The sequence below is a fragment of the Zwartia panacis genome, from assembly GCF_030410395.1.
In the GTDB taxonomy this organism is placed as follows: domain Bacteria; phylum Pseudomonadota; class Gammaproteobacteria; order Burkholderiales; family Burkholderiaceae_B; genus Zwartia; species Zwartia panacis.
In genome coordinates this window covers 244629-267771 of the sequence record NZ_JAUHHF010000001.1, presented here as the reverse complement: position 1 = coordinate 267771, position 23143 = coordinate 244629, and the positions used below count along the sequence as shown (strand labels likewise).

The following is a 23143-nucleotide window of genomic DNA, read 5'->3' as shown; positions in this document are numbered from 1 at the left end:
TGATGAGTCGCACCGCCCTTTCTTTTCTTCCTACACTCGCGCTCAGCCAGCTTGCCAGCCGTGTTTTGCTAATGCTCGCCGCATTGGTGGTCATTGCCGGCTGCGGCACGAAGGCTCCGGAATACGATCCCACAGCGAACTGGAATGCTGAGCGACTGTTCCAAGACGGCAAAACCGAAATGAATGCGGCAAACTGGCGCGTTGCCAAAGAGCGCTTTGCGGCGGTTGAGGCACGCTTCCCGTTTGGTGTGTATGCGCAGCAGGCCCAGATTAATCTGGCCTATTGCCAATGGAAAGACAAAGAGCCTGAGCTTGCCCTGGGGACACTCAATCGTTTTCAGCAACAATACCCCGGCAATCCCTCAATGGATTACGTGCTGTACCTCAAGGGACTCATCAACTTCACGCCGCCCAGCGCCGTATTTTCGGGTCTGACGCGTCAAAATCCAGGCGAGCGTGACGTGCGCGCGCTGCGTCAGTCTTTTGCCGCCTTTACCGAGCTCGTACAGCAGTTCCCAGAAAGCCGTTACACACCCGATGCGCGCAAGCGCCTGAACTGGCTGGTCAATACAATGGCCGAAAATGAACTCGCCGTTGCACGCTTCTATTACGATCGCTACGCCTACGTCGCGGCCATCAACCGCGCCCAGAGCGTGATCACCGACTACCAGGGTGTGCCCGCTGCCGAATCGGCCTTGTACATCATGATGATGTCTTATGAAAAGCTTGGCATGACGGAACTTCGCAACGATGCAGAGCGGGTCTTGCTGCAAAACTTTCCCAAAACCAAGCTGATCAGCGAAGGTTTCCCCAATAAGTACAGCGCCTGGAACCCACTGCGTCTGTTCTAAGTCGCATCAATCGGAGCGCTGTGGCGTTGATAAAAGGCCACAGCCTCCTCAACATCGCGTGTCCTTGCAAAAGGCGGCAAGCCCCGCCAAAGTTGTTTTCCATAAGGCTTGTCAACCAGACGGGTATCACCCACCATCAGCACGCCCCAGTCTGTCTCGGTGCGAATGAGCCGACCCGCTCCTTGTTTGAGCGCAATTGCAGCCTCAGGAAGCTGATACTCCATAAAGGGGTTACCGCCACGACTGCGACAAGCCTTTAGACGCGCCTCAAGCACGGGATCATCCGGCGGCGCGAAGGGTAACTTATCAATCGCCACGAGGGTCAAACGATCACCGGCCACATCAATCCCTTCCCAAAAACTTGCACTCCCCACCAGCACGGCATGGTCAAGTGTGCGAAACCGCTCCAGCAAATCCCGACGCGTACCGTTGCCTTGGCGCATGATTGGCCAAGTCAAACCAAGCCGATCGTAAGCGTCCGCCAGCAACCCCGCCACACGCTCGACCGCACGCAACGTCGTGCATAAAACCAGGGCGCCTCCCTGACTGGCCTGAATCAACGGCATCAAGGTGTCGACGAACGCAGGTAAAAAATCCGCCGACTGAGGAGGAGGTAGCGACCTAGGTACGAATAACAAAGCTTGATTCGCATAATCAAACGGGGACTCCATGCGCAGCGTTTCGGCTTTTTCCAGTCCCAGGCGAGAGGTAAAGTGTGAAAAATCTCCATGGACAGACAAGGTCGCGGAAGTAAAGATCCAAGCCTGACCGCCCTGTCGATAGCGTGAAAACGCCTCCGCAACTGAAAGAGGCGCCGCATGCAAGCGAACATGGTGCAGGCCTAATTCAACCCAGCGCACAACCTCCTGCTCATCCTCAAGCGCAGCATGACTCGTTCGACCCGGCTTTCCCCATTGGGATAAGCGCTCTGCAAGTTCGTGGCAGCTGCGCGCAGCCGCAGCCAAATCAGGATGCTTTTCCTCAACACTGGAAAGCATGCGTGCAATCTCATCAAGAGCCAATTGCAACACATCGCGTGCAGCATCAAAGTTCTCTGGCGAGGGAAAGGCTTCGAAAGTCACTCTGCGCGCTGGCATTTTCTCAAGCGCAGCGCAGCTCAGCCTGAGTTCCTTGGCGGCGTGCTCAATCCGACGCGCCTGCTCCGACCAGTTCGTCAGCTCGCGTGCATGCGCCAAACCTGCGGTTTCTACCAACTTGGATAAGTCTAATAACTGGTGAGTCGAAATACTTGTTCCGAGAAAACGCGTTGCCGTGTCAGGCAGCTGATGGGCCTCATCAAAGATCACTGTATCCGCGGCAGGTAACAAATCTGTAATCCCCTCGTCACGCAGCATCAAATCCGCCATGAACAAGGCGTGATTGATCACGACAACATCTGCCTCCTGTGCCTGGCGACGCGCTTTGAGGACAAAACAATCTCGCACATTGGGGCAATCCTGTCCGAGACAATTTTCACGCGTGGAGGTCACACGCTGCCAAATTTCCGCATCCTCGGGAACCGAAGGCAAGTCGGCGCGATCGCCTGTGTTGCTCTGCTGTGTAAACGTTTGGATATGACGCAACTGCTGGACCTCAGCCCGCGAATGCAGAGACCGATCCTCTCCCTGAATTCGCTCCAGGTGATAGTGGCACACATAATTACCACGCCCTTTTAAAAGCGCGATCGAGGCTGGCAGACTCAAGGCCTCTCGGACCCTGGGCAAATCACGCGCAAACAACTGGTCCTGGAGGGTACGCGTCCCGGTCGAGACCAGAACCTTTCCTCCTCCAAGTAAAGCGGGCACCAGGTAAGCCCAGGTTTTACCTGTGCCAGTCCCTGCCTCAGCCACCAGTGTTGAGCGCTCGGCAATGGTGCGCTCAACAGCCTGGGCAAGCTCAATCTGGGAGGGCCGGACGCGAAAGCCAGGAGACATGACGGCCAGAGGGCCATCAAGAGAGAAAAGCTCGGAAATCGTAGGTTCTTGCATAAAGGACACCAAAGGGCAAGCCGGATCATACCCCGTCGAAACGGGGCCGAATTCAGTCTTGTGGCAAAATCGTCCGTTTGTTGTCATCATTAAAGTTCTGGAAACAATGAGCGATTCAAGCACCAGCCATTCAAGCTCCACCCCGTCCTCGACCTTGGCCGCGCCCGTCACCGCCGCACAGGCCGAGCAACGCATCACTGCCCAGCTCGCCGAGGAACTGGGCATCAGACCCCAGCAGGTCACGGCCGTCATTGAATTGCTCAAGGATGGCGCAACTGTCCCTTTTATCGCCCGCTACCGCAAAGAAGCCACCGGGGGCCTGGACGACACAGTGTTGCGCAATCTGGATACTCGCCTACTGTATCTGCGAGATCTCGAAGACCGTCGGGCGGCGATTCTGGCTTCGATCACCGAACAGCAAAAGCTCACACCCGAGCTTGAAAAGTCGATTCAACAGGCGGATACCAAGCAACGACTTGAAGACTTGTACGCCCCCTTCAAGGTCAAGCGTCGCACACGCGCCCAGATTGCCCGAGAAGCCGGACTCGAACCCCTGGCAGATGCCATCCTGGCTGACCTCGGCTGCGATACGCTGACGCTTGCCGGACAATATTTAAATCCGGATGCAAATATTGCAGAACCCAAGGCTGCGTTAGATGGGGCTCGAGATATCCTCGCCGAACGCTATGCCGAAAATGCCGACTTGCTGGCCGATATGCGCACGCATTTATGGTCGCATGGCTATCTGTATTCCAAGGTAGCCGAAGGCAAAGAAGCCGAGGGGGCGAATTTCCGCGACTGGTTCGAATTTAGCGAACCCCTGCGCACACTACCCTCGCATCGAGTGCTCGCCATGCTCCGCGGTCGCCAACAAGGGGTACTTGAGTTGCGCATTGGACTCGAGGAGAGCCAGGATGTTTTGGTGCCACACCCTTGCGTTGAGCGAGTGGCTCAATTTCTAAAACTTGGACGGGATCTTTTTGACGCAGCTCCCACACCTCGGGCAAAGTGGCTGGCGGATGTGGCTCGCTGGACTTGGCGCGTCAAATTGCTCACGATGTTCGAAACGGAAATGATCACGCGCTTGCGCGAAAGTGCAGAAGCAGAAGCGATCCGTGTCTTTGCTGCCAACCTGAAAGATCTGTTGCTTGCCGCACCGGCTGGCCCCAAAGCAGTCCTCGGTCTGGATCCAGGGATCAGAACAGGCGTCAAGGTCGCTGCGATCGACCACACCGGCAAACTCGTTGAAACGGCCACAGTCTATCCTTTTGAACCCAGACGCGACCGTGCAGGCTCACTCGCCACACTGGCGGCGATTGCCCGTCGACACAAGATCGAACTGGTCGCGATTGGAAATGGGACCGCCTCGCGCGAAACAGAAAAACTGGTGGCGGACCTGATGTCCGAACAACCTGACCTCAAACTCACGCGAGTCGTAGTATCAGAGGCCGGGGCCTCGGTCTACTCCGCCTCTGAACTGGCGGCGCTGGAGTTTCCTGACCTCGATGTCAGCCTGCGCGGAGCAGCCTCGATCGCTCGACGCCTGCAAGATCCACTGGCCGAACTTGTCAAAATCGAACCCAAGGCCATTGGCGTGGGTCAATATCAGCACGACCTGAACCAACGGGAACTTGCGCGCTCTCTGGATGCGGTTGTCGAAGATTGTGTGAATGCCGTCGGCGTGGACGTCAACACCGCCTCAGCAGCGCTGCTCACACGTGTCTCAGGTCTGAACAGCACACTTGCCAAAAACATCGTGGCGTATCGCGATGAAAAGGGAGCCTTTTCAAATCGTCTCGCTCTTAAAGAAGTATCGCGTTTCGGCGAAAAGGCGTTTGAACAAGCCGCAGGCTTTTTGCGTATTCCAAATGGTGATAATCCTCTCGATGCTTCCTCGGTGCATCCCGAAGCCTATCCTGTCGTGGAGCGCATCCTCAAGAAAATCTCCGCCGATATGAAAGACGTGATCGGCAACCGTGAAAAACTCAAAGGGCTCTCGCCTTCTGAATTCACCGATGAACGCTTTGGCGTACCGACCGTTCGGGATATTTTGCTTGAGCTTGAAAAGCCAGGTCGTGATCCACGTCCAGAGTTCAAAACAGCAACCTTCAAAGAGGGCGTCGAAACGCTCAACGATCTACTCCCGGGCATGATTCTCGAAGGCGTCGTGACCAACGTCGCAAACTTTGGCGCCTTTGTCGATATCGGCGTTCATCAAGATGGCCTGGTACACATCTCGGCGCTCGCTGAAAAATTCGTCTCTGATCCTCGGGATGTCGTACGCGTCGGGCAAACTGTCAAAGTGCGCGTACAAGAGGTCGACATTGCACGGAAACGAATTGCCTTGACGATGCGGTTGAATGACGACGCACCACCTGCTCGCTCCTCTGCGGGTGGCAATGGGTCGGCAAAACCAAACCGCAACGCTGCACCCGCACCTGCTACTACGGGACAAGGCGCCATGGCGGCCGCCTTTGCCAAGCTTAAGCGTTAGGTAGAAAGTCGGGTGGTGCTCACTCGGATGGACGCAAACTCGCTCTGAGCGTTTCAATACGCTCGGAGCGTTGGGCAGCAGTCTCGCTCTTGACGCCTGAGGCGACCACTTCACCCTCCAGGGTAAGATTGAAATCAAGCTCTCCGATGAGAGTCAGCAATGATTCGAGCTCGCATGTCTGCAGAGCGCGCATGGCAGCGCCAGCTTTTTTGGGATCTGCGAAAGCCACTGAAGAAAAAAGCTCCGTGCCGTCCTGACCCAGAAAACGAAAGCGAAACTGTCCAGCCTCATCCCGGAAACTGACAAAACGTGCGCCTTTACCTCCGCCTTTTGCCGCCTTGGCGCCGCCGGCATTCGCTTTATTCGCAAGCGTGCGTAATCCCACTGCTTGGCGCAACTCATGAATAAAGGGGGTCGCAATGGCCCGCGCCTTACGCGCACCTTCTTGCAGAATTTCTTCGATTCGGGCGGGATGTGCCATCAAATCTTCATAGTTCGCACGCATCGGTCCGAGCTCTTGCTCGATTCGCTCGCAAAGCGTTTGCTTGGCATCGCCCCAGCTCATTCCTGCTGACAACGCTTGACGAAATGCAGCGGTCTCAGCTTGCTGCGCGAAAGCCTTGTAAATAAGATACAGATGAGAAGCTTCAGCGTCCTTAGGCTCTCCCGGGCCACGCGAATCCGTCACAATCCGGGCGACAGCCGCTTTCAACGCACGTGCACCTCCCTCGAAAAGAGGGACGGTGTTGTTATAGCTCTTGGACATCTTGCGACCATCCAGGCCGGGCAAGGTTGCTACGTCCTCGGCAATCACCGCTTCGGGCAAGACGAAAAAATCCTTGCCCTGTCCAAACAAGTGATTAAAGCGCTGGGCGATATCGCGCGCCATCTCAAGATGCTGAGTCTGATCACGTCCGACCGGGACCTTGTGTGCATTGAACATCAAAATGTCCGCCGCCATCAGGATAGGATAAGAAAACAACCCCATCGTGATGCCATCATCAGGCTCGACATTCTTGGCAACGTTCTGATCAACTGAGGCTTTATAAGCATGCGCTCGGTTCATCAGTCCCTTGGCTGTCACGCACGTCAACATCCAGCATAACTCGGGTATTTCAGGGACATCGGACTGCCGATAAAACGTGACGCGCTCGGGATCAAGACCCGCAGCCAACCACGTCGCCGCGATCTCCAGTCGTGAGCGTGCAATCCGATCGGCATCTTCGCACTTGATCAGCGCGTGATAATCCGCGAGAAAGAAAAATGCATCAACATTTTTTTCAAGGCTCGCTTGAATCGCAGGCCTGATCGCACCGACATAATTGCCCAGATGAGGAGTGCCCGACGTCGTGATGCCGGTTAGAACGCGAGTGTTCATGAATAATGACCTTAGAGACTGACGGTATCGCGCTGCTCGGAATCCAGATATTCCTTGGACTGCATTTCTAAAATGCGTGAAACAGTGCGATGAAACTCGTTTGACATCGGACCCGAGGTGTAGATTTCCTCAGGTTCACACGCGGCCGACATGATCAATTTGACCTTGTGATCATAGAAAACATCGATCAGCCAAGTAAACCGTCTGGCCTCGGAGGCGTGCTTGGGTCCCATCTTTGGTACGTCAGAAAGAATCACGGCGTGAAACCGACTGGCGATCTCAAGATAGTCATTCTGCGAGCGAGGCCCACCGCATAAGGTTGCAAAATCAAACCACACCACGCTACCTGCGCGTTTTTTAGCGGTGATTTCACGATGCTCGATCAAGAGCACGGGATCCTGAGGTGGCGTATCTGATAACTGAGCAAAAGCCTCTTGCAACGCCTGGTCGGCCTCGGGGCCCAGCGGCGTGTGATAGCACTTGACTTGCTCGAGCGTACGGCGGCGATAGTCAATCCCCGCATCCACATTCAAAATATCCATCCTGTCTTTGATCAGAGCGATTGCAGGCAAAATACGATCACGATGCAAGCCATCAGGATAGAGTAATGAAGGTTCGTAGTTGGACGTCATGACAAATGACGTTCCATGTTCAAAAAACTTGAGTAACAACCGGTAAAGGATCATGGCGTCGGCCACATCCGACACATGAAACTCGTCAAAACAAATGAGTCGATAGCGTTTGGAGATACGCTTGGCAACCTCATCAAGAGGGTCTTGCATGCCTTTGACTTCGTCAAGCTGGCGATGCACGCTGCGCATGAATTCGTGAAAATGCAGACGTGTTTTACGCTTAACCGGAACGGTTGCATAAAACGCATCCATCAAAAAGCTTTTACCGCGTCCGACACCACCCCAGAGATAAACACCTCTCGGCACATCGGGTCGTTTGAACAGGCGTTTGACCGCGCTGGATCGAGCACCCTTAAAGGCGATCCAGTCGTCAAAATACTTTTGTAAACGCTCTATCGCGGCGCGCTGAGCGTGGTCTGGCTGATAACCGCGCTCAGCCAGACTGCTCTCGTAATATTGAAGAACGTTCAAGAGAGTTGCACGCAAGTGCCTCAGAAATTGAGAGTGCGCTTGTCAACCGCCAAGGCCGCTTCTTTCATGGACTCCGACAAAGTCGGATGGGCATGACAAATGCGGGCAATGTCTTCGGCAGCGCCACGGAATTCCATGATGGTGACCGCCTCGGCGATGAGCTCGGAAGCCATCGGTCCGATGATGTGCACGCCTAACACCTCGTCTGTGGTCGCATCCGCAAGGATCTTGACGAAACCAGTGGTATCGCCCAGGGCGCGAGCACGGCCATTGGCCAGAAAGGGGAAGCTGCCAGCCTTGTAGGCTCGGCCAGAAGCCTTGAGCTGTTGCTCGGTCTGACCCACCCATGAAATTTCGGGAGAGGTATAGATGACCCAAGGAATCGTGTCAAAGTTGACATGGCCGTGTTGTCCGCCAATACGCTCAGCCACGGCAACGCCCTCTTCTTCAGCTTTGTGTGCCAGCATCGGACCACGCACGACGTCACCCACCGCCCAGACGTTTGGCAAGTTCGTCTTGCAATCCGCATCAACCACAATGAAGCCGCGCTCGTCCAGCTTGAGGCCAACAGCCTCAGCATTCAGACCGCCGGTATAAGGCACGCGACCAATCGATACGATCAGCTTGTCAACCACCAGTTTCTGCTCCGCGCCAGAGGCATCCGTATAGGGAACAGTCACTTGCTTGGCTGTTGACTTGATCTCGCCGAGTTTGACGCCCATCTGAATGTTCAGACCCTGCTTGGTGAAAATCTTGTGCGCTTCTTTAGCAACCTGAGTATCAACAGCCGCCAAAAACTCTGGCATCGCTTCGAGGACAGTCACTTCGGCACCCAGACGTCGCCAGACACTGCCCATCTCGAGACCAATCACGCCAGCACCAATCACGCCAAGCTTCTTGGGAACAGCACCGATGTTCAGGGCACCGTCATTGGACAAAATTTGCTGCTCGTCAAAGGGCAGACCTGGCAACTCGCGTGCCGAAGAGCCTGTTGCGATCACGACATGTTTGCCCACAATGTCAGCCTCGGTTGTGCCGCTAACCTTGATCGCCCAACCACCATCGACCTGACCCGCGAAGGCGCCTTTGCCATGGAAAAAAGTGATCTTGTTCTTTTTGAACAGGTACAAAATACCGTCGTTGTTTTGTTTTACAACGCTATTTTTGCGGCCGATCATTTTATCGAGCTTGAGTGAAACACCCTTGACCTCGATGCCATGCTCGGCGAAATGATGATTCGCCTGCTCATAATGCTCTGACGACTGCAACAAAGCCTTGGAAGGAATACATCCTACGTTGGTGCATGTGCCGCCTGGTGCGGGCCCACCCTGGCCATTTTGCCAGGCATCGATACACGCAACGGTTTTACCCAGCTGGGCCGCACGAATCGCGGCGATATACCCGCCGGGACCCGCACCAATCACCACTACATCAAATTGATTTGAAGACATATATTTTCCAGCTTAGATTTCGAGCAGCATGCGCTGCGGATCTTCGAGCGCCTCTTTCATGGCGACCAAGCCCAGAACCGCTTCGCGGCCGTCGATAATGCGGTGATCGTAGGACATCGCGAGATAGTTGATTGGACGAATCACGATCTGACCCTTTTCAACCACGGCGCGCTCTTTGGTTGCATGCACGCCCAAAATCGCGGATTGAGGAGGATTGATAATCGGTGTCGACAACATGGAGCCAAACACACCACCGTTGGAAATCGAGAACGTACCACCTGTCATTTCTTCGATGCCAAGCTTGCCCTCGGAGGCACGCTTACCAAAGTCGGCGATTGTTTTTTCGATTTCGGCGATCGTGAGCTGGTCTGCGTTGCGCAAGATTGGCACCACCAAGCCGCGTGGGCTACCCACGGCAATACCGATATCAAAGTAGCCGTGATAGATGATGTCCTTGCCATCAACCGAAGCGTTCAGGATTGGATAACGCTTGAGCGCTGCGACGGCGGCCTTGACGAAGAAAGACATAAAGCCCAGCTTGACGCCATGCTCTTTCTCGAACTTGTCTTTGTACAGGTTTCGCAAATCAATCACGCCCTGCATGTTGACTTCGTTAAACGTGGTCAGGATGGCGTTGTCTTGCTGCGATTGCAACAGACGCTCAGCGACGCGGGCACGCAAGCGGCTCATGGGGACGCGCTGCTCTGGACGACCATCGAGGGACTGTGTCATCGGCACAGTGGGATTTGCAAGCGCAACCTTTGGAGCGGCCACAGGTGCTGCGGGGGCAGCAGAGGCGCCAAGCGCATCACCCTTGGTGATACGACCGTCGCGACCTGTGCCAGCCACCGATGCGGCAGATACACCTTTGTCAGCGAGGATCTTAGAGGCAGCTGGAGAAGCAATACCCGCAGCCGAGGCAGAGGCTGCTGCGGGTGCTGCGGGTGCTGCGGGTGCTGCGGGTGCTGCGGGTGCTGCAGGGGCTGCGGCGGGCGCAGCGGCAGCTGCCGGAGCAGCGGCCGCGGCAGGTGCAGCAGCTGCTTTGCCGTCCGTATCGATGCGAGCCAGGACCTCGCCCGAAGTCACCATGCTGCCATCGCCCTTGACGATTTCAGACAACACGCCTGCGGCAGGCGCAGGGACTTCGAGGACAACTTTGTCAGTTTCAACTTCGATCAGGATTTCGTCAGCCTGGACAGCTTCGCCAGGTTTCTTTTTCCACGTCAGAAGTGTCGCCTCGGACACTGATTCGGATAACTGTGGAACAACAACGTCTGTGATTGCCATTATATTTTTTCCGTAATTGGATGAATTCGATTCTCTGGGATTACTTCGTCAGCATGAAGGTTTTAAACTTGCCAAAGGCTTGCTCGACCAGCGCTTTCTGCTGCTCGAGGTGCTTGGCCAGATAACCGACAGCTGGCGAGGCAGAAGCCGCGCGACCTGCGTAACCAAGTTTTTGACCGCTGGACATGTTCTGGTACAGATGATGCTGGACATAGAACCATGGACCTTGGTTCTGTGGCTCATCCTGAACCCAGACCACTTCCGTTGCCTTGGGGTATTTACGCAACTCGGTTTCAAAAGTTTTATGCGCAAAAGGATAAAGCTGTTCGACACGAATAATCGCGACAGAGTTGTCCTTGCGTTCGCGACGACCATTGACCAGATCGTAGTAAACCTTGCCCGAACACACCAATACGCGCTTGACGGATGCGGGATTGATCGACTCGTCGACTTCGCTGATGATCGGACGGAAACGACCTGTCGCCAAATCAGGCAGGGGCGAGCCTGCGTCCTTGTTACGCAGCAAGGACTTGGGCGTCAAAATCACTAAAGGCTTGCGGAACTGACGGATCATCTGACGACGCAACAGATGGAAAATCTGAGCGGCTGTCGTGGGCTGAACGACCTGGATGTTGTTGTCCGCGCAAAGCTGCAAGAAGCGTTCGATACGCGCGGAGGAGTGCTCCGGACCCTGCCCTTCGTAGCCGTGTGGCAGCATCATAGTCAATCCAGACTGACGGCCCCATTTGGCTTCGCCTGAAACAATAAACTGATCGATCACGACCTGCGCGCCGTTGACGAAATCGCCGAACTGCGCTTCCCAAATTGTGAGTGTCTTGGGATCGGCGCATGAGTAGCCGTATTCAAAACCTAGAACGGCTTCTTCGGACAAGACTGAGTCGATGACGGTGAAGGGCGCCTGACCTTCGGCAACATGCTGCAGGGGAATATAAGTACCATCATCCCAGCGTTCACGATTTTGATCGTGCAGCACTGCGTGACGGTGCGTGAACGTACCGCGGCCGGAGTCTTGGCCTGTAATGCGGACAGCATAACCAGACGCAACCAGCGTCGCAAAAGCCAAATGCTCGCCCATGCCCCAGTCGAGATTCATTTCGCCACGCGCCATGGCGCGACGATCGTTCAGCAACTTGGTCACGAGAGAGTGAGGGGCAAAACCATCAGGTACGACAGTCAGCTTTTCACCGATGCGCTTAAGCTCAGTGATCGGCACTGCGGTGTCGGCCTGGTCGGTCCACTTCGCATTCAGATAAGGGGACCAGTCAATCGCATACTTGCTCTTGTAGTCGGTCAACACAGGCTCGATCGTGCGACGACCGTCTTCCATGTACTGGCGGTAGTCTTTGACGAGCTGATCGCCCTCACCTTCCTTGAGTACACCCTGAGCCGTCAGCTTGTCCGCATAAAGTTTGCGTGTGCCGGGGTGCGCACCAATTTTTTTGTACATCAAAGGCTGAGTCAGCGAAGGTGTGTCTTGTTCGTTGTGACCCAGCTTGCGGAAACAGACGATGTCGACCACCACATCCTTGCCAAACTGCATGCGGAAATCCAGCGCTAGGCGTGTGGCATACACAACTGCCTCAGGATCATCGCCATTCACATGAAAAACAGGCGCCTCGATCATTTTGGAGACGTCTGTACAGTAAATCGTCGAGCGGGTATCGCGCGGGTCGGAAGTCGTAAAGCCGATCTGGTTGTTAATCACCAGATGAACCGTGCCACCCGTACCGTAACCACGGGTTTCGGCGAGGTTGAGGGTTTCCATCACAACGCCCTGACCTGCGAAGGCGGCATCACCATGAACCAGCACAGGCAACACTTGCTTGTAGCCATCCGCGCCGCGACGCTCTTGACGAGCTCGAACGCTGCCCTCGACCACAGGGTTGACGATTTCGAGGTGCGAGGGGTTAAAGGCCAGTGACAAATGCACTGGGCCGCCGCGTGTGGACAAATCGCTGGAGAAACCGTTGTGATACTTGACGTCACCATCGGTCAAACCTTCGGCATGGTGACCTTCGAATTCTGCGAACAGATCACCAGGCATTTTGCCCATGATGTTGACCAGCATATTCAGGCGGCCGCGGTGGGCCATACCCACGACGATTTCCTGCACGCCCGACTCGCCAGCGTGGTTGACGACCTCGTCCATCGATGCGATGAAGCTGTCACCTCCCTCGAGGGAAAAACGCTTTTGGCCGACGTATTTGGTATGGAGGTAACGCTCAAGGCCTTCGGCCTCGGTCAACTGCTGCAAGATGTGGCGCTTGCGCTCTGGGGTAAAGGTCGGTGCGCCGAGGGTGGACTCAAGGCGCTCCTGAACCCAGCGCTTGACGGCCGGATCTGAGGCATGCATGAACTCGGCGCCAATTGAGCGGCAGTAGGTGTCGCGCAGTGCTTTCAAGATCTCGCGCAACGTCATCGTTGTCGCTTTCGTGAAATAGGTATTTGTTGCCGAGAAAACCTGATCCAGATCCGCTTCGGTCAAGCCGTAAAAAGCAGGATCGAGCTCGGGAATGCTGGGACGGTCTTGTCGCTTGAGGGGATCGAGATCAGCCCAGCGCGAGCCGAGTGAGCGATACGCTGCGATCAGCGACTGGACATGGACTTGCTTCATCGCCACGGCGAGATCGGGCTCCTGTCCACGCTGAACAAAAGCGTTGGCTTTGGCGCGCAGCGCGAAGGATTCGATAATGGGTGCGTGAGCCTGGTCGCGAGTGGCTTCTTGGCCATCTGTTGCCGGCATATGCTGCAACTGGTCGAAGTAGTTTCGCCAATTATCAGGAACCGAACCTGGATTATCCAGATAGGCTTCGTAGAGTTCTTCTACGTAGGGCGCATTGCCCCCAAAAAGGTATGAGTTTTGTAAAGATTCGAGTTCTGATGACATTTTAGCGCTTCACCTATTCGGGTGCTTCACCCGTTACGATGCAGGAATACCTTCCGTTTTCTCGGCCAAACCGATTTGCGGATAGCGGGGCAGAAGGCGGTTATTTGATAGCCTTAAGAGCCGGCATGTAAGTATAACCCTAAGCCTTTAGTTGTTTTCGTGAATGGTGCGCCGCAAAATCGAAAATTACCTGGATTTGATGCCATTGCGCATGCTTACCTGTAAGCTTAACGTCACATTTATCCCAATCACCTGCATTGAAGAGATCCATGGACGAAAACCTCTCTAAGCTTGCCCTCGATTACCACGCCTACCCCACCCCAGGGAAAATTTCCGTCACCCCCACGAAACCACTGGCGAACCAGGACGATTTGTCACTGGCCTACTCCCCGGGCGTGGCGGCTGCCTGTATGGCGATTCATGCGCAAGGCGACGAAGCCGCCGCCAAATACACCTCACGGTCAAATCTGGTGGCAGTGATCACTAACGGAACCGCAGTATTGGGGCTTGGAAACATCGGTCCTTTGGCCGCCAAACCCGTCATGGAAGGTAAAGGCTGCCTGTTTAAAAAATTCGCAGGTATCGATGTTTTTGACATTGAGCTTGCCGAAACAGATCCAGACAAACTCGTGGAGATCATTGCTGCGCTCGAGCCCACGCTGGGTGGCATCAACCTTGAGGATATCAAGGCGCCTGAGTGTTTTTACATTGAGCGCAAACTACGCGAGCGCATGAAGATTCCAGTTTTTCATGACGACCAGCATGGCACAGCGATCATCTCCTCTGCTGCGATCATGAACGGCCTGAAAGTTGTTGGCAAAAAGATGGGAGAGGTCAAACTTGTAGTTTCCGGCGCAGGAGCGGCTTCAATCGCCTGTCTGGATTTACTTGTCCACCTTGGTATCAAGAAAGAAAACATTTTTGTTTGCGATTCTCGCGGCGTGATTTACGAAGGTCGCGATGCGAAGATGGAGGAAAACAAAAAGCGCTATGCGCAAAAAACCGAGCTTCGCACGCTCGCAGAAGCGATGGTCGGTGCAGATGTATTTTTGGGCTGCTCCGCGCCAGGCGTCGTCAATGCCGAAATGGTCAAGAGCATGGGCAAGCAGCCATTGATCCTGGCCTTGGCAAATCCAGAGCCAGAGATTCGTCCTGAAATCGCCAAAGCCGCACGCCCCGATTGCATCATTGCGACGGGTCGCTCCGACTATCCGAATCAAGTCAATAACGTGCTCTGCTTCCCCTTTATTTTCAGGGGTGCGCTCGATGCGGGCGCGAGCAGCATCACCGAAGAGATGAAGCTCGCTTGCGTCAAGGCGATCGCAGAACTCGCTGAGGCTGAACAAAGTGACGAAGTTGCGCAAGCCTACGCAGGCCAGGAATTGACTTTCGGACCTGACTACATCATTCCAAAACCTTTCGATCCCCGCCTGATCGTTCAAATCGCTCCTGCTGTCGCACAGGCGGCGGCTGACTCAGGTGTGGCACGCAGACCGATTCAGGACATGGAAGCCTACAAAGCCAAATTGTTGGCGATGGTTTACCACTCCGGCCAGCTCATGAGCCCGCTGTTCACACAGGCCAAGCGCGCGCCCAAGCGCGTGATCTACGCAGACGGCGAAGACGAACGCGTCCTGCGTGCGGCGCAAACGGTTTCTGACGAGAAAATCGCTTTTCCGATTTTGGTTGGACGCCCCGCTGTCATCAATATGCGCATCAAGAAAATGGGACTGCGCCTCGAGGTTGGCAAAAATATTGAAGTCGTGGATCCAGAGGACGATGTCCGTTTCAACGAGTCCTGGCAAGAGTATTACCGCCTGAAAGGTCGCGAGGGTGTCACACCAACCGTGGCGAAGGCGATGGTACGCAAGCACAACACACTGATTGCCGTATTGCTGCTCAAGCGTGGCGACGCAGATGCGGTGCTATGCGGAATCGGCAGCCGTTTCGACAATCAGCTCAAGTACGTAGAGGATGTCATTGGTTTACAAAAAGGCGCTTCGACTTTCGCGGCAATGAACGTGCTGATGCTTTCCGATCAGACCCTGTTCATTTGCGATACGCATGTCAATGAGGATCCAACTGCCGAGCAAGTGGCGGACATGACGATTCAAGCGGCACATAAAATGCGCAACTTTGGCATCGTCCCGAAAATCGCCCTGCTCTCGCACTCCAACTTCGGGAGTCGCCCGACCGAGTCTTCACGCAAAATGGCGCATGCACGTCAAATGATCGTCGAGCGCGCACCCTCGCTCGAAGTCGATGGCGAAATGCATGCGGACTCAGCTCTGTCCGAATCCATCCGTACGGCGAACTATCCGGACAGTACTCTGAAAGGCAGTGCCAATCTGCTGATCATGCCGAACCTCGACACCGGCAATGTCACATACAACCTGTTGAAAATGACAGGGAGCAATGGCATTGCGATGGGACCCGTTTTGTTGGGTGCCGCCCGTCCTGTTCACATTCTGACGAATAGCGCGACTGTACGACGCGTCATCAATATGACGGCGCTTGCCGTGATTGATGCTCAAATGGAAGCGGAGCAAAGGTGATCGGAAATTGATCGACCCCATAGGATGCGCGAGCCAGCGCATCCTAAAAGAAAAAACGCCTGACTCATCATCAGGCGTTTTTATTTCAGCGCTGGCTCTTGTGCAAATTACTTGCGCTTGGGGACCGAGCGCGAAACAGAGCCTTGGTACAACTGACGTGGACGACCGATCTTGTACTCGGGATCGGAGATCATTTCGTTCCACTGGGCAATCCAACCCACTGTGCGAGCCAAAGCAAAAATGGCTGTGAACAACGCTGTTGGAACTCCAATCGCGCGCTGAACAATACCAGAGTAAAAATCTACGTTTGGATACAGTTTGCGCTCAACGAAATATGGATCTTCAAGGGCAATGCGCTCGACTTCCATCGCAAGTTTGAACAACGGGTCGTTTTCCAGACCCAAGGCAGCCAACACTTCTTTGCAGGTTTGCTGCATGAGTTTTGCGCGTGGATCGTAGTTTTTGTAGACGCGATGACCAAAACCCATCAAGCGAACGCCGGAGTTTTTATCTTTAACCTGCTCCATGAACTCGCCGACTTTGGACAACCCGCCCTTGGCCTGCAACTCTTCGAGCATCTGCAAGCACGCTTCGTTGGCGCCGCCGTGAGCGGGCCCCCACAGGCAAGCCACACCAGAGGCGATCGCTGCAAAGGGGTTGGTGCCGGACGAACCGCACAAACGCACTGTAGAGGTCGATGCATTTTGCTCGTGATCGGCGTGCAAAATAAAGATGCGATCGAGCGCACGCTCGACCACTGGGTTCACGACATACTCTTCGCATGGCGTGGCAAACATCATGCGCAAGAAGTTCCCTGTGTAAGACAGGTTGTTTTGCGGATAGATGTAAGGCTGGCCCTGAGAGTACTTGTAAGCCATGGCCACAAGAGTTGGCATCTTGGCGATCAGTCGGATCGCCGAAACATGACGATGATGTGGGTTCGTGATGTCTGTCGAGTCATGATAGAAAGCAGACAACGCGCCGACCAGGCCAGTCAACACCGCCATCGGATGGGCGTCACGACGGAAGCCGCGCAAGAAGAAGTGCATCTGCTCGTTGACCATCGTGTGCTTGGACACGAGCGTATCAAATTCAACTTTTTGCTTGGGATCAGGCAATTCACCATTCAGGATCAGATAACTGATGTCCATGAAGTCGCAATTGACTGCAAGCTCTTCGATCGGGTAACCGCGATAAAGTAACTCGCCTTTGTCACCGTCAATATAGGTGATGTTTGAAGTACATGAAGCGGTCGACAAAAAACCCGGGTCGTAGGTAAACAGACCAGTCTGTCCATACAACTTGCGAATGTCGATCACCTGTGGGCCGACGCTGCCGTCGTACATAGGAAAATCAACTGAGGGGCTACCATCTGAGAACGATAGCGTGGCTTTTTTGTCGGACAGTTTCATGCGTAATTCCTTCGTTTAATTTCGGTGGGCAATACAAGACGCTGTCTATGCTGCGCGAATCTGCGCCAGCACCATCTTGACTGCGGGTCGGTCAAGCGCCCCCTCGGGCTCGACACGACCTAGTAATAAGTCTAACAGTTCGTTGTCTCCGAGTTCAAACAGTTGAGTCAGAGCGCCAACTTCAACGTCTGTCAAATCCTTCTCGTGAGCATCGAGATACTGGGTGAGTATCAGATCATTTTCGAGCAGGCCTCTCCTGGCACGCCAACGTAACCTTACCCGATCCTGATCTGATAGTGTTCCCATGAAAGCTCTAAGTTAAACCGTGCGACGCACAAGCATTTCTTTGATCTTGCCAATCGCCTTGGTTGGGTTCAGACCCTTTGGACAGACGTCCACACAATTCATGATGGTGTGGCAACGGAACAAGCGGTACGGATCCTCTAGGTTATCGAGGCGTTCGGCTGTCGCGTGATCGCGGGTGTCCGCAATGAAACGATAAGCTTGCAACAAGCCTGCGGGACCCACGAATTTGTCGGGATTCCACCAGAACGAGGGGCAGGAAGTCGAACAGCAGGCACACAAAATACACTCATACAACCCATCAAGCTCCTCACGCGCAGCGGGAGTCTGGAGACGCTCCTTCTCTGGAGGAGGCGTATCGTTGATGAGGTATGGGCGAATCGAATGGTACTGATTGAAAAAGTGCGTCATATCGACGATCAAATCGCGAATGACAGGCAGGCCTGGCAAAGGACGCAACACCACAGGCTCTTTGAGTTCAAGCATGTTTGTGGTGCAAGCCAGACCATTTTTGCCATTGATGTTCATGGCATCTGAACCGCAAACGCCCTCGCGGCATGACCGACGCAATGCCAGGCTGTCATCGACATCCATTTTGATGCGAAGCAATGCGTCAAGCAGCATTTTGTCGGTAGGCAGCAACTCGACTTCGAGTTTCTGCATGTAAGGGCGCTCATCCTTGTCTGGATCGTAGCGGTAGATTTCAAACTTCACGATGCGTTTTTTGCTCATGATTTGTTCCAGATATCCTGACTTAGAATGTACGAGTCTTGGGCGGGAAGCTCTCGACGGTGAGAGGCTGCATCTGCACGGGCTTGTAGTCCAGGCGGTTGCCTTCGGAATACCAGAGAGTGTGCTTGATCCAGTTATCATCGTCACGCGTTGGGAAGTCGTCCAGCGCATGTGCGCCACGGCTTTCCGTGCGGGCTGCTGCCGAATGAATCGTCGAACGGGCGACTTCGATCATGTTGCTCAGTTCGAGTGCTTCGATTCGTGCCGTGTTGAAAACCTTGGATTTGTCCTGGAAGGCGATGTTGTCGACCTTTTCAGCCAACGCATCGATCTTGGCCACACCCTCTTTGAGAGAGGCCATGGTACGGAATACGCCGCAATGCTGTTGCATGGCGTTGCGAATTTCGTTACCAACGACCTGCGTCTTTTCACCAGTCTTGCGTTGTTCAAGCTTGTTGACGCGATCAAGCGAAAAGTCAACGGACTCCATTGGCAAAGGCTGGTGCGCATGCTGACGCTCAAGGTGAGCCGCGACAATGTGATTACCCGCCGCACGACCAAACACGATCAAATCGAGCAAGGAGTTTGTACCCAAACGGTTGGCTCCGTGTACCGATGTTGCGGAACACTCTCCGATTGCGTAAAGACCATTGACAATCTTGGTCTGCTTGCCGTCCCAGGTTGTCACCTGACCGTTGTAATTACAGGGGATACCGCCCATCTGATAGTGGATGGTCGGTACAACAGGAATGGGCTCTTTGGTGGCGTCAACGTTGGCGAACTTGTGCCCGATTTCGAGAATCGAAGGCAAACGCTTGTTGATCACGTCTGCACCAAGGTGGTCGAGCTTGAGATGAACGTATGAGCCATCGGGTCCGCAACCGCGTCCCTCTTTGATTTCCTGATCCATGCAACGGGAAATGAAGTCGCGAGGAGCCAAATCCTTGAGCGTGGGCGCGTAACGCTCCATGAAGCGCTCACCGTCTTTGTTCAGCAAGATACCGCCCTCGCCTCGCACACCTTCGGTGATCAGCACGCCCGCACCGGCTACGCCAGTGGGGTGGAACTGCCAGAACTCCATATCCATCATCGGGATGCCCGCGCGAGCAGCCATGCCCATACCGTCTCCGGTATTGATAAAGGCGTTAGTCGAAGCGGCCCAGATACGTCCTGCACCGCCCGTTGCGATCACGGTCGTTTTCGCTTCGAAAATATAGATTTCGCCGGTTTCCATCTCGAGGGCTGTCACACCCAGGACATCGCCCGCATCGTTGCGAATCAGGTCAAGCGCCATCCACTCCACGAAAAACTGAGTGCGTGAAGCCACGTTACGCTGATAAAGGGTATGCAAAAGAGCATGACCGGTACGGTCTGCGGCAGCACATGCGCGCTGCACGGGCTTTTCACCGAAATTGGCAGTGTGACCGCCGAAGGGTCGCTGATAGATCGTACCGTCAGGGTTACGGTCAAAAGGCATGCCCATGTGCTCAAGCTCATAGACAGCGTTGGGCGCCTCGCGGCACATGAATTCGATGGCGTCCTGGTCGCCCAGCCAATCTGAACCCTTGACGGTGTCGTACATGTGCCAGTACCAGTTGTCTTCGCTCATGTTGCCCAAGGAGGCACCAATACCGCCCTGAGCCGCAACCGTGTGGGAGCGTGTAGGAAAGACTTTGGAAAGAACGGCTACCGACAGGCCCGCATTGGCGAGCTGAAGTGAGCAACGCATACCGGCTCCGCCGGCACCCACGACCACCACATCAAATTGACGGCGCGGTAAAGATGTTTTGACAGCTGCCACGGCTTAATTTCTCCAGAGGATGTGTACGAAGTACACGACCGAACCGACCAACCACAGGATAGTCAGGACCAGTAAAAAAATACGAAGACCAACGGGTTTGATGTAATCCATCCAGATGTCTCGCACGCCAATCCAAGCGTGCCAAGCCAGCGAAAACATGGCGAGCGTGGCAAGAATCTGACCCAAAGGCATGAACAGCACAGTAAAAGTAAAGAGGTTTTTCCAGCCCTCGTACGTGAAGCCCGACATTGTCAGAATGCCAATCAGCAACACGAGGGTGTATACCGCAAGAATGATGGCGGTCACACGCTGGGCAATGAATTCGCCTGTGCCGTAATGTGCGCCAACTACCAGACGCTTGGGACCAATTTTTTCGACGGGAACCATTACCACACTCCGAATAATTTGAGACCGAAAACGAGGGTCAGCGCCAGGCTCACGCCCATGACAAGACTCGCGCTTTTAGCAGCAGACTCTTTGTCGACGCCAATATGCAAGTCGAGGATCAGGTAACGAATGCCTGCACAGAAATGGTGGAGGTAGCCCCAAATCAGGACCAACAGAATCACCTTGACGATCGGGTGACCGATCACCATTGCCAATGCGTTGAAACCGGCCTGGCTGACAAAACTCATCGCAAAGAGCGCGATCAGGAAAGGCAAGCACAAAAAGAGCAAAGCACCACTCACTCGATGGAGAATGGAGACTTTTCCGGCCATTGGCAAGCGATACGCCATCAAGTCTGTAACATTAATGTTACGAAACTGAGGACGCGGCTTGTTAGCTGTGTCAGACATAACGACCTCGAACGTAGAACAGTTGGATAAGGGAAAACACGCTATTTTCGCTCATGTAGAGACTGCATTCAAATCAGCAAAAATATATAATTAATTCAAGCTATTACGATAATAATACTCATTAGTCACATAATGACCGATACGTAATTCTACAGGACGGTTTCCGTAGGTGTAAGAAATTCGCTCCACACAAAGTAGGGGTATTGAGGGGGCGACACCCAATGCAAGCGCAACGTCATCGGGAGCCGCAATGGCGCGAAGCTTTTCTTCGGCACGCACCATGTTGATGCCAAACTCTGACTCGAACAAACCATAAAGCGGTCCGGAGTAATCGTTGAGCAGATCTGCAGTCAATCCCTTGAAGAGCGCACCTGGCAAATAAATATCATCAACAACTGTAGGGGTATCGGAAAATGAAAGTAAGCGGCGAATAGCCACAACCGGATCACCCGATTTGATTTCGAGCGCCCGCGCGATTTCGGCATTCGCACGGATACGACGACAATCCAGAACTTTGCTTTGAGCCGGCTCGGGCGCGCCTTCGTTCGGCGCAAGCCTCAGAAATCTGAAACGTACCCTGGGCTCCAGATGCGTCGCCACGAACGTTCCCTTTCCCTGACGTCTGAACAATAAATTTTCAGCGGCCAATTCATCGACCGCTTTACGCACGGTTCCCTGACTCACCTGAAAACGGGCGGCAAGCTCGATTTCACTGGGAATGGCCTCGCCCGGCTTCCATTCGCCGGCGTCAAGCGACTTAACCAGCAGAGACTTGATCTGCTGATAAAGCGGACTAAAAGCCGCCGCAGTAGTTGGAACTGATTCGACCAAAGCAGCACGGGCGCGAGAACTGTCAGACATCTGAAGGGCTCTGAAATATCATGTCGCATTGTGGCATAGCCCTCAGCGAAAGTCCATTACTCTTGTGTCTTATATAAGATATAAGAATGTTGACGAACACTGCGTGTTTGCTTTAGCATTCGTCAACGTGTCGCCCCCTGCCAGGCCGCCTAAAAAACGGGTTGCGCAAAAAAGCTAAACTCTTTATTTCCCCTTCTTACAATCCTCTCAGTCCTTTCGGAGATCGTTATGTCCAAACCCGCCGTGCGTGTTGCGGTTACTGGTGCAGTTGGCCAGATTGGTTACGCCCTTTTGTTCCGTATTGCTTCAGGTGAAATGCTTGGCAAAGACCAGCCTGTTATCTTGCAGCTGCTGGAAATCCCGGATGAGAAAGCCCAAAAGGCGCTCAAGGGCGTGATGATGGAGCTTGATGATTGCGCATTTCCCTTGCTGCAATCGATGACAGCACACAGCGATCCCCTCGAAGCATTCAAAGACGTTGAAGTCGCACTGTTAGTCGGTTCACGCCCACGCGGCCCCGGTATGGAGCGCGCGGACTTGCTCGCGGTGAACGCCGCGATTTTCACTGCACAGGGCAAAGCGCTGAACGCGGTCGCAAACCGTAATGTCAAAGTACTGGTTGTCGGCAACCCCGCCAACACCAACGCCTACATCGCAATGAAGTCGGCACCGGACCTGCCTGCCAAAAACTTCACTGCCATGTTGCGCCTCGATCACAACCGCGCCTTGTCGCAGTTGGCCAGTAAGATGGGCAAGCCTGTCGCCGAAATTCAAAAGCTGGCGGTCTGGGGCAACCACTCTCCCACAATGTACGCGGATTACCGTTTCGCAACAATCGGAGGCCAGAGCGTTCAAAAACTGATCAATGATGCAGCCTGGAACCGCGACGTTTTCTTGCCTACAGTCGGCAAGCGTGGCGCGGCAATCATCGAAGCGCGCGGTCTGTCCTCTGCCGCATCGGCAGCCAACGCCGCAATCGACCATGTGCGCGACTGGGTGTTGGGTACAAACGGTAAATGGGTCACCATGGGTGTTCCTTCCGACGGAAGCTATGGCATCCCCGAAGGCGTCATGTATGGCGTGCCAGTGACTTGCGAAGGTGGCGAATACCACCGCGTCACAGGTCTCGAGGTTGATGCGTTCTCACGTGAGCGTATGGATCTCACGCTGAAAGAATTGATCGAAGAGCGCGACGCAGTCGCTCATTTGCTCAAGTAAGCAT

17 protein-coding genes are annotated in these 23143 nt (G+C 54.3%); 4 read left to right on the top strand and 13 right to left on the bottom strand.

The window, feature by feature from the left end; translation table 11 throughout:
* The first annotated feature begins 2 nt into the window (after positions 1-2).
* Positions 3-851: an outer membrane protein assembly factor BamD gene (locus QWY30_RS01225; RefSeq protein ID WP_290237493.1), complete on the top strand. Its 849-nt coding sequence runs from the start codon at positions 3-5 to the stop codon at positions 849-851.
* Here QWY30_RS01225 and yoaA read toward each other — a convergent pair.
* On the bottom strand, positions 848-2839 hold the full coding sequence (gene yoaA / locus QWY30_RS01220; RefSeq protein WP_290237492.1) for a DNA repair helicase YoaA: 1992 nt from the start codon (positions 2837-2839) through the stop codon (positions 848-850). The two genes, QWY30_RS01225 and yoaA, sit on opposite strands and share 4 nt — an antisense overlap.
* Before the next feature lie 106 nt (positions 2840-2945).
* On the opposite strand from yoaA, the gene QWY30_RS01215 reads away from it, so the two are divergent.
* Positions 2946-5333, top strand: coding sequence for a Tex family protein (locus tag QWY30_RS01215; RefSeq protein ID WP_290237491.1), 2388 nt, complete (start codon positions 2946-2948; stop codon positions 5331-5333).
* A gap of 19 nt (positions 5334-5352) precedes the next feature.
* On the opposite strand, the gene QWY30_RS01210 is transcribed toward QWY30_RS01215, so the two are convergent.
* Genes QWY30_RS01210 through QWY30_RS01190 form a run of 5 tightly spaced genes read right to left on the bottom strand, consistent with a single transcriptional unit; the run spans position 5353 to position 13460 of the window.
* Complete coding sequence (locus QWY30_RS01210) at positions 5353-6711, bottom strand: tryptophan--tRNA ligase (protein ID WP_290237490.1); 1359 nt, start codon at positions 6709-6711, stop codon at positions 5353-5355.
* A gap of 11 nt (positions 6712-6722) precedes the next feature.
* Positions 6723-7814, bottom strand: a complete 1092-nt coding sequence (gene zapE / locus QWY30_RS01205) for a cell division protein ZapE (RefSeq protein WP_290237488.1) — start codon at positions 7812-7814, stop codon at positions 6723-6725.
* A 20-nt stretch (positions 7815-7834) separates the two neighbouring features.
* Positions 7835-9265 (bottom strand): dihydrolipoyl dehydrogenase, encoded by a 1431-nt coding sequence (gene lpdA / locus QWY30_RS01200; RefSeq protein ID WP_290237486.1) that lies wholly within the window; start codon positions 9263-9265, stop codon positions 7835-7837.
* 12 nt (positions 9266-9277) lie between these two features.
* A complete protein-coding gene (odhB, locus tag QWY30_RS01195; protein ID WP_290237485.1) occupies positions 9278-10552 on the bottom strand; it encodes a 2-oxoglutarate dehydrogenase complex dihydrolipoyllysine-residue succinyltransferase in 1275 nt (424 codons plus the stop codon).
* A 40-nt stretch (positions 10553-10592) separates the two neighbouring features.
* Positions 10593-13460, bottom strand: coding sequence for a 2-oxoglutarate dehydrogenase E1 component (locus QWY30_RS01190; RefSeq protein WP_290237483.1), 2868 nt, complete (start codon positions 13458-13460; stop codon positions 10593-10595).
* A 269-nt stretch (positions 13461-13729) separates the two neighbouring features.
* Here QWY30_RS01190 and QWY30_RS01185 point away from each other — a divergent pair, with 269 nt between their 5' ends.
* Positions 13730-16015: an NADP-dependent malic enzyme gene (locus QWY30_RS01185; RefSeq protein ID WP_290237481.1), complete on the top strand. Its 2286-nt coding sequence runs from the start codon at positions 13730-13732 to the stop codon at positions 16013-16015.
* 107 nt (positions 16016-16122) lie between these two features.
* Here the strand turns inward: QWY30_RS01185 and gltA are convergent, their stop codons facing one another.
* The 7 genes from gltA to QWY30_RS01150 form a co-directional block, all read right to left on the bottom strand.
* The gene (gltA, locus tag QWY30_RS01180) at positions 16123-17427 is read right to left on the bottom strand and encodes a citrate synthase (protein WP_290237479.1); all 1305 of its coding nucleotides are present in this window, start codon (positions 17425-17427) and stop codon (positions 16123-16125) included.
* 45 nt (positions 17428-17472) lie between these two features.
* Positions 17473-17733: an FAD assembly factor SdhE gene (locus QWY30_RS01175; RefSeq protein ID WP_290237477.1), complete on the bottom strand. Its 261-nt coding sequence runs from the start codon at positions 17731-17733 to the stop codon at positions 17473-17475.
* A gap of 12 nt (positions 17734-17745) precedes the next feature.
* Entirely contained in the window at positions 17746-18462 is a 717-nt protein-coding gene (locus QWY30_RS01170) for a succinate dehydrogenase iron-sulfur subunit (RefSeq protein WP_290237475.1), read from the bottom strand.
* Positions 18463-18484: 22 nt separating this feature from the next.
* A complete protein-coding gene (gene sdhA, locus QWY30_RS01165; protein ID WP_290237474.1) occupies positions 18485-20263 on the bottom strand; it encodes a succinate dehydrogenase flavoprotein subunit in 1779 nt (592 codons plus the stop codon).
* A 3-nt stretch (positions 20264-20266) separates the two neighbouring features.
* Positions 20267-20650: a succinate dehydrogenase, hydrophobic membrane anchor protein gene (sdhD, locus tag QWY30_RS01160; RefSeq protein WP_290195056.1), complete on the bottom strand. Its 384-nt coding sequence runs from the start codon at positions 20648-20650 to the stop codon at positions 20267-20269.
* Positions 20650-21060, bottom strand: a complete 411-nt coding sequence (sdhC, locus tag QWY30_RS01155; protein ID WP_290237472.1) for a succinate dehydrogenase, cytochrome b556 subunit — start codon at positions 21058-21060, stop codon at positions 20650-20652. Before sdhC ends, sdhD begins: the two co-directional genes overlap by 1 nt.
* 90 nt (positions 21061-21150) lie before the next feature.
* Positions 21151-21921 carry a GntR family transcriptional regulator gene (locus QWY30_RS01150; RefSeq protein WP_290237470.1) on the bottom strand — a complete coding sequence of 257 codons (771 nt, stop codon included), beginning with the start codon at positions 21919-21921 and terminating at the stop codon, positions 21151-21153.
* A gap of 228 nt (positions 21922-22149) precedes the next feature.
* Between QWY30_RS01150 and QWY30_RS01145 the strand changes: the two genes are divergently transcribed.
* Positions 22150-23139, top strand: a complete 990-nt coding sequence (locus QWY30_RS01145; protein WP_290237468.1) for a malate dehydrogenase — start codon at positions 22150-22152, stop codon at positions 23137-23139.
* Positions 23140-23143 lie beyond the last annotated feature (4 nt).

What these genes read in the sequence shown, in the direction of transcription:
- gltA (WP_290237479.1), bottom strand. Translation starts at nt 17,427, where the DNA reads ATGAAACTGTCCGACAAAAAAGCCACGCTATCGTTCTCAGATGGTAGC.
- QWY30_RS01175 (WP_290237477.1), bottom strand. Translation starts at nt 17,733, where the DNA reads ATGGGAACACTATCAGATCAGGATCGGGTAAGGTTACGTTGGCGTGCC.
- sdhD (WP_290195056.1), bottom strand. Translation starts at nt 20,650, where the DNA reads ATGGTTCCCGTCGAAAAAATTGGTCCCAAGCGTCTGGTAGTTGGCGCA.
- QWY30_RS01170 (WP_290237475.1), bottom strand. Translation starts at nt 18,462, where the DNA reads ATGAGCAAAAAACGCATCGTGAAGTTTGAAATCTACCGCTACGATCCA.
- QWY30_RS01225 (WP_290237493.1), top strand. Translation starts at nt 3, where the DNA reads ATGAGTCGCACCGCCCTTTCTTTTCTTCCTACACTCGCGCTCAGCCAG.
- QWY30_RS01190 (WP_290237483.1), bottom strand. Translation starts at nt 13,460, where the DNA reads ATGTCATCAGAACTCGAATCTTTACAAAACTCATACCTTTTTGGGGGC.
- QWY30_RS01210 (WP_290237490.1), bottom strand. Translation starts at nt 6,711, where the DNA reads ATGAACACTCGCGTTCTAACCGGCATCACGACGTCGGGCACTCCTCAT.
- yoaA (WP_290237492.1), bottom strand. Translation starts at nt 2,839, where the DNA reads ATGCAAGAACCTACGATTTCCGAGCTTTTCTCTCTTGATGGCCCTCTG.
- odhB (WP_290237485.1), bottom strand. Translation starts at nt 10,552, where the DNA reads ATGGCAATCACAGACGTTGTTGTTCCACAGTTATCCGAATCAGTGTCC.
- QWY30_RS01145 (WP_290237468.1), top strand. Translation starts at nt 22,150, where the DNA reads ATGTCCAAACCCGCCGTGCGTGTTGCGGTTACTGGTGCAGTTGGCCAG.
- QWY30_RS01215 (WP_290237491.1), top strand. Translation starts at nt 2,946, where the DNA reads ATGAGCGATTCAAGCACCAGCCATTCAAGCTCCACCCCGTCCTCGACC.
- lpdA (WP_290237486.1), bottom strand. Translation starts at nt 9,265, where the DNA reads ATGTCTTCAAATCAATTTGATGTAGTGGTGATTGGTGCGGGTCCCGGC.
- QWY30_RS01185 (WP_290237481.1), top strand. Translation starts at nt 13,730, where the DNA reads ATGGACGAAAACCTCTCTAAGCTTGCCCTCGATTACCACGCCTACCCC.
- QWY30_RS01150 (WP_290237470.1), bottom strand. Translation starts at nt 21,921, where the DNA reads ATGTCTGACAGTTCTCGCGCCCGTGCTGCTTTGGTCGAATCAGTTCCA.
- sdhC (WP_290237472.1), bottom strand. Translation starts at nt 21,060, where the DNA reads ATGTCTGACACAGCTAACAAGCCGCGTCCTCAGTTTCGTAACATTAAT.